This window comes from Moorena sp. SIO3B2, from assembly GCF_010692525.1.
Taxonomy (GTDB): Bacteria; Cyanobacteriota; Cyanobacteriia; order Cyanobacteriales; family Coleofasciculaceae; genus Moorena; species Moorena producens.
The window spans coordinates 1-9,098 of sequence record NZ_JAAHHE010000163.1 but is presented as its reverse complement, the minus strand read 5'-3'; the positions used below and the strand labels follow the sequence as shown (position 1 = coordinate 9,098).

At 40.9% G+C, this 9,098-nt stretch carries 5 protein-coding genes and 2 pseudogenes; 5 read left to right on the top strand and 2 right to left on the bottom strand.

Annotated features, from left to right (window positions below):
• Positions 1-184: 184 nt before the first annotated feature.
• Entirely contained in the window at positions 185-1,102 is a 918-nt protein-coding gene (cbiQ, locus tag F6K38_RS25285) for a cobalt ECF transporter T component CbiQ (protein WP_287357851.1), read from the bottom strand.
• Positions 1,103-1,836: 734 nt separating this feature from the next.
• On the opposite strand from cbiQ, the gene F6K38_RS25280 reads away from it, so the two are divergent.
• On the top strand, positions 1,837-4,443 hold the full coding sequence (locus F6K38_RS25280; RefSeq protein ID WP_287357849.1) for an FG-GAP-like repeat-containing protein: 2,607 nt from the start codon (positions 1,837-1,839) through the stop codon (positions 4,441-4,443).
• A gap of 446 nt (positions 4,444-4,889) precedes the next feature.
• On the opposite strand, the gene F6K38_RS25275 is transcribed toward F6K38_RS25280, so the two are convergent.
• Positions 4,890-5,084 carry a hypothetical protein gene (locus tag F6K38_RS25275; protein ID WP_287357847.1) on the bottom strand — a complete coding sequence of 65 codons (195 nt, stop codon included), beginning with the start codon at positions 5,082-5,084 and terminating at the stop codon, positions 4,890-4,892.
• A 524-nt stretch (positions 5,085-5,608) separates the two neighbouring features.
• Between F6K38_RS25275 and F6K38_RS25270 the strand changes: the two genes are divergently transcribed.
• The 4 genes and pseudogenes from F6K38_RS25270 (at position 5,609) to F6K38_RS25255 (ending at position 8,565) form a co-directional block, all read left to right on the top strand.
• Entirely contained in the window at positions 5,609-5,749 is a 141-nt protein-coding gene (locus F6K38_RS25270) for a hypothetical protein (RefSeq protein WP_154659743.1), read from the top strand.
• Positions 5,750-6,094: 345 nt separating this feature from the next.
• Positions 6,095-6,457: pseudogene (locus F6K38_RS25265) on the top strand (ABC transporter transmembrane domain-containing protein); the annotation flags it as partial.
• Between the two features lie 192 nt (positions 6,458-6,649).
• Positions 6,650-7,801, top strand: a pseudogene (locus tag F6K38_RS25260) (peptidase domain-containing ABC transporter); the annotation flags it as partial.
• 191 nt (positions 7,802-7,992) lie between these two features.
• On the top strand, positions 7,993-8,565 hold the full coding sequence (locus F6K38_RS25255) for an HlyD family secretion protein (RefSeq protein ID WP_287357843.1): 573 nt from the start codon (positions 7,993-7,995) through the stop codon (positions 8,563-8,565).
• The last annotated feature ends 533 nt before the right edge of the window (positions 8,566-9,098 follow it).

Below are 9,098 nucleotides of genomic sequence, written 5' to 3'. Positions count from 1 at the left end.
TAATCACTTATAGTCGGGGTGAGGGAATTGTGTTAAGTGTTAATTTAATTATTAATTTTATTTAATTTAAATTAACAAAACCCCAACCCAAACCCTAAACTTATAAGTCGTTAACCGGAATCAATATTACCTTGATTTGATTACCATTAATTAGTTATCATTGATTAGTCTTAATTCCCTTCGATCATGCTTCTGTTAACAGAATTTCGGCGATCACAAATCCTACTGAAATCAAGCTAGTCAGTCCCAAAGCAATGTAGTGGTGGAAACTAGCAGTGTTTGTACTAGACCCCATACGCTTTCCCCTAGGAAGGGGTAATGAAAAGCTCTGTGTTCTAGTCTCTCTTGTCACACCAGAACTTTCAGAAACCATAAATTGAGAGGTGTTACTATACCCTCGTAAAATCATCGCTTTATAGACTTGCTGGGATTGCTGGTAACTGCGCACCAAAAGTGTTCCGGTTAGGGAAGCTAAAAGTCTCAGGTTACGGTAAGTACGGGCGAAGGATTCCAGTAGCGAAGCAACTGGGTGACCTCCAAATTCCTGCCATGAAAGCTTTGGTCCTTTGGCACGAAAACCTCGCAGCTGCATTGCCCGCTTCATTTTAGCTAGGTCGTTACTAAATTGCTCAATATAGCGGTAAGACAACAGAGTCATATCCGCTAGCAGTGACGGCAGACCAAGCGATCGCATAGCTTTGATGTTGGTCAAAAAGGGTGCGGTGCCAAATAAAATCACACTAATGGTGAGAATACATAGGAAACGGGTGGCAATCAGCACTAGGGTTAGCAGTCCTTCCTGTCGCAGGGCGATTGGACCGAGCTGGATGATCACGGTAGTGCCTACTGTGAAGGGGAGTAGCAGTGTAATCCCTAACAGAAAAAATCCCGGATAGCGCAACCGATTCAACAGAAAAGACAGTGGCAGCCGAGAGACTCGATAAAAAATTAGGGTCAGAACCACCATCGCTGGTAGCACTATCAAATGCTGTACAAAGGAAAACGCGAAAATTAGGGTTAATAGGGCAATTAGCTTAGCACGAGGTTCCCAACTGTGGATGGGGGAGTCCAAGTGAGCGTAGGCATCAAGTCCATGTTTCATTTAGTCATTTATGATTGTTATTGGTGATTGCTAATTGGGTCTAATCAACATAGGAGCCATAGATTCTATCGCTCCACTTCACCCTTGATACTTCATACTTGATACTTCATACTTGATACTTCACCCTTCATCCTTCATATTTTCTCCATGACCTATGACTCAGTTAGGATCAATCCCTAAGCTAATCAGAATTTAAATTCACTCATACAGTGTATTGGGGGAAAAACGTCAATACCTCTTCCCATGCCCCCATGCCCCCATATTCCCATCAGCTCAGATCGGCACATGAGATTCGCCCAAATTAGATTAGTCCACAAGTGATCACGAGGATATGAGCAAGCACTATATCATCAAAGTGCTGTGCTTTTGTCTTAAACACGTTTAGCCTTTCTTTTTTAACTATACACAAATAAATATGAAATCAAAATCTATCCCTTTTGCCTCTAGCATGCATGCATGCATGCCTTGTCAACACCCACGGTTTATGAGACTTATGCAAGAGGTGTAATAATTAAATTATATATAGTGTAATTAGAGCCTCCAATATTCAGTTAGTTATATAGTTTTGTATAAGTTACAAAAGTTTATCAAAATAGTTACAAAAGTTTATATAAAACTGTAGAAAAATTAGGTTTTTGGATTGATTAACCAAGTGAGAGGTGTTCCGGATTAAATCATCTCGCATAAATACAACGCCTTATAGTCAATCTAAAATTCCAAATCAGGATTATAGAATGCTAACCACCAAAGATGTAAGCAGCAACGATCTCGATAAGTCCTTAAACTTTTACGTAACTGATCAACACAACCCTTTAATAGGTGACTCCAAAATCTCTAGGACTATTATCTTTATTGACTCAGGGGTTGATGATTATCAGAGTTTAGTTAATGGTACGGTACCGGAAAGTGACGTAATTGTCCTGGAATCTACACAGGATGGCGTTGAGCAAATTACCAAGGCTCTGCAAGGACGCACTGATATTTCTGCTATTCACATCGTTTCTCACGGTTCACCGGGGTGTTTGTATTTAGGGAATAGCCAACTTAGTCTAGATACTTTAAACCATTACCTCCCTCAATTAAAAACTTGGTCAACGACTGATTCAGCCACTCCTATTCTCCTCTACGGCTGCAATGTTGCTGGTGGAGATGCTGGTACAGAATTTTTGGAACGACTACACCAAATAACTGGTACTGACATTGCGGCTTCTGCGAACCGCACGGGTAATGCTGCCTTGGGTGGTGATTGGAATCTAGAATGTTGTACGGGTCAGATTGCTGTAGATTCAGCATTTTTGCCGGAATTGATGCAGGTATATCCAGGAGTTTTTGCTGTGTCCTTTAGCAACGCTAACAACTTTCCAGTAGGAACTAGTCCTGCTGCTATTGCCACCGGAGACTTTGACGGTGATGGTGATTTGGATTTGGTAACAGCTAACTCAGACTCTGATAACGTCTCGGTGCTGTTAAATAATGGCGCAGGAAGCTATAGCTTAAGTGGGAACTTTGCCGTAGGAAATTTGCCCGTTGACATTGCTGTGGGAGACTTCAACAAAGATGGTAACCTGGATTTGGTGACCGCAGACTTTGGTACTCCTTTTACATCCTCTACGGATAACACGGTCTCAGTCTTGCTAGGAAATGGCAATGGCACCTTTGGTTCTGCCACCCAAGTCAACGAAGGGGATATTCCTCTATCCGTGGCCGTGGGGGACTTCAACCGCGATCAAAATTTGGATATAGCCGTAGGAAGATTTTCCTCACCAGGTATAGTCTCGGTGTTGTTCGGAAATGGGACGGGGAGCTTTCCATTTACTAACGACGTTACAACCGGGGTTAGTGGATTTTCTACCTCTGTGGGGGACTTCAACAACGATGGTAACCTGGATATAGTGACAGGAAGTGGCAGTAACGAAGTCTCGCTGCTGTTAGGGAACGGGACAACAACCTTTCAGCCTAGTATATCGATTCCAACAGGTGTGTCTTTTGCTGCTCCTGATGCTGTGGGAGACTTCAACAAAGATGGCAATCTGGACTTAGTGATAGGAAGTGGTTCTGGTGCTGAGAACGAAATCGCAGTGTTGTTGGGGAATGGAAATGGTAGCTTTGGTTCTCCCATGCCATTTACAACGGGTGGAGGTTCTGAAGTCGCCGTGGGGGATTTCAATAGTGATGGCAACTTGGACATTGCTGCAGCAAGTGATGATCAAGTCTCACTGCTATTAGGGAATGGTGCAGGAGGCTTTACCCCTTCTGGTCAGTTTGATGTGGGCAGTAATCCCTCTTCCATCACCGTAGGGGATTTCAACGGCGATGGTAAACCAGACATTGCGACGGCCAACTCTGGCTCCAACAACGTCTCAGTATTGCTCAACACTACCTCCTCTTCCATGTTTGCTCTAGGTTCAACAACTCAAGTAGGGGACTTTCGAAACGATACTGACTACTTAGTCGCTGATGTAAATGGGGATGGTGAATCTGATCTCGTTGAACTTTGGAATAATAACAATAAGTTTTTTGCTGCCACTTGGATTAGTAATGGTAGCGGAGGATTTAACCTCGGCAATAATACAGCAGTAGGGGACTTTCGAAACGATACTGACTACTTAGTCGCTGATGTAAATGGAGATGGTGACTCTGATCTCGTTGAACTTTGGAATAATAACAATAAGTTTTTTGCGGCGACTTGGATTAGTAATGGTAGCGGTGGATTTAACCTCGGCAGTAATACAGAAGTAGGGGACTTTCGAAACGATACTGACTACTTAGTCGCTGATGTAAATGGGGATGGTGACTCTGATCTCGTTGAACTTTGGAATAATAACAATAAGTTTTTTGCGGCGACTTGGATTAGTAATGGTAGCGGTGGATTTAGCCTGGGCAGTAATACAGAAGTAGGGGACTTTCGAAACGATACTGACTACTTAGTCGCTGATGTAAATGGGGATGGTGACTCTGATCTAATCGAGGTTTGGAATAATAACAATAATTTCTTTGCTGCCACTTGGATTAGTAATGGTAGCGGTGGATTTAGCCTGGGCAGTAATACACAAGTAGGAGACTTTCGAGATGATACTGATTACTTAGTCGCTGACGTAAATGGGGATGGTGACTCTGATCTAATCGAGGTTTGGAATGATAACAATAATTTCTTTGCTGCCACTTGGATTAGTAATGGTAGCGGAGGATTTAGCCTGGGCAGTAATACACAAGTAGGGGACTTTCGAAATGATACTGATTACTTAGTTACCGATTTAAATGGTGATAATAAGTCTGATATAGTTGAACTTTGGAATAATAACAATAATTTCTTTGCTACTAGTTGGTTAAACATTGCTTAAACACTGTTTAAACACTAACCTAGTTCGGTAGTGTCTATGGAGAAGTAGCTGAATTAATCAAATAATCCTCTGATAGATACCAGAGGATTATTTGATACCTAATTAGGTATTTGATCAGAACACCTCTTCAGCAGCGTCTCCCAAAATAGGAGCGATTTGTTCGGCTGATACTTAAGAGGATATCTGAAAAGTTTTTTGATACTGAATTTTGCCCCCCTAGCCCCCCAACTTTGGGGGAAGAGTCAATTTGCTTCTAAAAGTCCCCCGAGCGAGGGATTGCTCGCTCGGGGGACCAACGGGGGCTTGGATGTAGCAAATGAGACTTCTCAGACAACCTCTAAGTTAACAGATAATTTATTTCTAGTTCAGCCGAATATAGAGCTGAGATTTTCATCCTAACCATTGATAATAGTTATCGATGGTTTACTGGATTGAAATTATCATAGTTATGCTATTGATGAGGCTGCTAATCTTGATGCTGAGCACTCTTTAACAACAACCTTAACTTCACCATTTGGAGCGACAGTTGTTGTTACTGTTCTTCCGCCGATAATCCCGTTGATATTCTGCTCATCAAGTTCAGTACTGAAGCTTTCAGAAACAGGTGAAATAGCGAGGTCAGAGATTGTAATGTTAGCCATTCGCAAATTTTATATTCAGTCAAGTTGTCTTGTTTAGGATTAGAGGTTTTATTGCCTCATTCCATGACTCTCATCTCGAATTTATTCCAGGATTTAAAGAGGTTAATTAATTAAAAAAGTGACAAAAATAATTCAGTTATATCTTGGTTGATTGTAATATATATACTAGGTTATTTAGAGGTTTTATTGCCTTATACCATGACTATAATCTGGGATTTATTCCAGGATTTCAAGGGGGTAATCAAGGAAAAAAGTGACAAAAGGAATTCAGTTGTGTCTTGGTCAATTTTAAAAATACCCCTACTAGTGGGTCAAGTCAGGACAACTATTACGTAAACTTGACGAAATCTCTAGGTTTTTATAACTAAAATTAAATTAGTTATACTTTTTTTGCTTCTGCGTTGCTCCCTTGAAAGCTAGACCTGAGCAAACGTCATAAAACAATTCCACCCAAGATTTATCTTGGGTGGAATCAGAATCAGTACTAGAGTTAAAAGGATAGGGCTGAAGGGGTGACAAGGGATTTGAAAAGTAGGCAGGACCGGTGCGATCGCATTCTTATTCCCTACACCTTGCCCCATTACTATTGTTCTGACTCCTCATCCCCCCACTCCCCCCACTTCCTCCATTACTCTCACTTCTCCCTAAAAGTACTTAATCCCTAGTGCCTGATTATCTTCATCCAAAAATTAAATCAAACTTTACACAAACACTATAAAATTCGACCAAAATCTAAAATTCGATAAAAATCATCCAAAAAATTGACAAAATCATCCAAAAAGTCCCCAAAATCATCCAAAAAGTCCACAAGACTAAGTAAATTTGACTATTAAAACCAACATAAAAGCTAACATCCACCCTCGATCATCAAAACAATGAGTTGAAGACTTTTTAGTTACAAATATGTCAGGACATCAGTCGAAACCTGATCTTGAGGGTGCATGTACTAGTACAGGTAAATATTTAACAGCGTTTCAGCGCAAACTGCTACAAAAAAGTCTACGATCCGACTTACCTTAATGGCGGTGGGGTTAGGGCTGCTGATATTTAGCCTGTTTCGAGTGGCAATGATGGGGTTGCGGCAATATCTACTAGACCATACGGCTAATAAAGTAGATGCAGCACTGATTGTAGGATTTATTCGCCATACACTGCGGTTGCCTCTCTCGTTTTTCGAGTCCCGCTATGTTGGTGACATCATATCACGGGTTCAGGAAAACCGCAAGATTGAGCAGTTCCTTACCGGTGAGGCGCTATCAATTCTGCTGGATTTACTAACGGTATTTATCTATGTAGGATTGATGGTTTGGTACAGCTGGAAAATGGCATTATTGGCCTTAGTGATTGTGCCGCCATTCTTATTGCTAGCGTTGATTGCGAGTAAGCATTCAGCCGTCAGCTATCAGCTATCAGCTATCAGCGAGTAGGCGCTTTAATTGCACTGGGTCGGATCAGTAAAACGAGCAGGGATGTCAACCAGCCATACTCGTTCGTAAGCTTGTTTACTATCTCCCCTTGATTAGTTAATTAGCTGACGGCTGACGGCTGATAGCTGAATGCTTACGATTGCGACTCCGTTTTTACGTAGGATTTCCCGGGAAATATTTCAATCGATGGCTAAGGAAAATAGTTATCTAATTGAAGCGCTTTCCGGTGTAAGTACCGTTAAATCCACAGCAGTAGAACAAACAGTACGTTGGCATTGGGAGGAGTTATTAAATAAGGAAATTAAGACAAGTTTTGATGGGCAAGTTATCAGCAATCGGCTGCAAATTTTCAGTAATGCTATTGAAGCCGTAGTAACCACAAGCCTGCTGTGGTATGGAGCGTGGTTAGTGATTCAGAATCAGTTAACCATTGGACAATTAGTGGCCTTCAATATGCTGCTAGGAAATATTATTACTCCCTTCCAGCGGTTAACCGTGTTATGGAATCAATTCCAGGAAGTAGTAATTGCTATGGAACGGATTAATGATGTGTTGGATGCCGAACCAGAGGAGGATTTACTGAATCAAGCCCGTCAATCGTTACCATCAATTCAGGGTCACATTGCCTTTGATAACGTTACCTTTCGCTATCACCCAGAGAGTGATTTAAATGTACTGGAAAATCTTTCCTTTGAAGTGAAACCAGGACAAATGGTAGCCCTAGTGGGACGCAGTGGTTCAGGGAAAACGACGATTTCTAAATTAGTGTTGGGATTGTATCCACCCACAGATGGGAAAGTATTGATTGATGGCCTTGATATTACCAGTCTGTCCTTAGGGTCTTTGCGATCGCAAGTGGGAGTAGTAGACCAAGATACGTTTTTGTTTGGTGGAACCATTCGGGAAAATATTAGCTTAGGTCATCCTGCCGCTAGTTTAGAAGAGATTATAGAAGCAGCACGATTAGCAGGTGCTGATGAGTTTATTAAAAATTTACCTATGGGGTATGAAACCCAGATAGGAGAAGGGGGAGGGACATTGTCTGGTGGACAACGGCAACGGATTGCGATCGCACGGGCCTTGTTAGGCGATCCTAAGTTATTAGTTTTAGATGAAGCAACCTCTCATTTAGATGCCGAATCAGAACGAATTATTCAGCAGAATTTAAATCAGATTCTCAAAGGTAGGACAACATTATTCATTGCTCATCGGTTGTCTACAGTGCGGAATGCTGATTTGATTTTAGTGATGGATAGAGGAGTATTGATTGAGAGGGTAACCCATCAGTAATTAATGACAAAAAGGGGACATTATTACTATTTAAATCCCCAGCAAATTAGTCCTTAATCCTGAGTCATTAATCCTGAAAAATTACATAAATTTTAATTTATTTATTCATGAATAATCCTAATACCCAATAACTAGTATCAATAAATAATAAATAAAATTATGCCCAATACATTGAATGGACACTTGGACACTTGAATGGACATCCTCCAACTCAGCTACAAGACACTAATCATGATCAAGATAGTTTAAACGCCCCAAACCTAGCTAAATTTACTGATGATTGGTCTTACGCCACTAAAGAATTACTCGATAGTTTGCCTCAGGTTTGGACCTGGGGATTATTGTACTTTTTAGTAGTGTTTGTGTCGATTATTTTACCATGGTCGATGCTCTATAAAGTAGATGAAACCGGTACAGCTAGAGGACGACTTGAACCAAAGGGTAAAACTGTCAGGCTGGATACTGCTGTAGCCGGTACCGTGGATGAAATTAAAGTTAAAGAGGGGGAAAAGGTTGAGGCTGGACAAAAATTAGTAATTTTTAAATCCGGGTTAGTCCGTACTGAATTGCAGCAAGTTAACGATAAATTAAAGGGGCAATTGAGTAGGCGATCGCAGTTAGAATTACTAAAAAATAAGTTAGTGGTAGTCTTGACAACTCAGCAGCAACAAAATCAAGCCCAAGCCTTGGAAAAGCCAGCTCAAATTGACCAAGTGCGACAGACTATAATTGATCTGAGTAATTCCTATAACTTACAAAAATAATAAAAATTAGCTCAAGGAAATCAGGCCAGGCAAAATCTTGAACTTAGTAAAATAGCCTCTAAGTTACTAGAGATTCGTTTAGCTAATGCCCAGGGAGAGGTGCAACGCTATCGTAAACTTTGGCAACAAGGAGTTGTGCCAGAAATTGATGTGTTAGATAAGGATGATGTGGTACAGTAAAGGCGACGATTGTATGAACAAACTAAGTCTGATATTGAACAGGCTAAATTACGGATTATGGAAGAAAAAAGTAGTTATGAACAGACCGTCAAGCACAAGCAGATATTGAACAAGCAAAATTACGATTAAAATAACAGGATAGGAGTTATCAGAGTTTAATTCATTCCGGTAAGTTATCCGTACTGAAAATAGAATAACAACTGAATAATATAGAGAATAAAATTACTACCCTAAATTCAGAAATTGCTCAGAGTAAGCGTCAGATTGACTCGTTGCAGCTTCAGTTAAAGCAACGAGTCTTAGACGCACCGGTAAGTGGAATGGTATAGCGCTACGCGCAAGTCAGAAGTTAG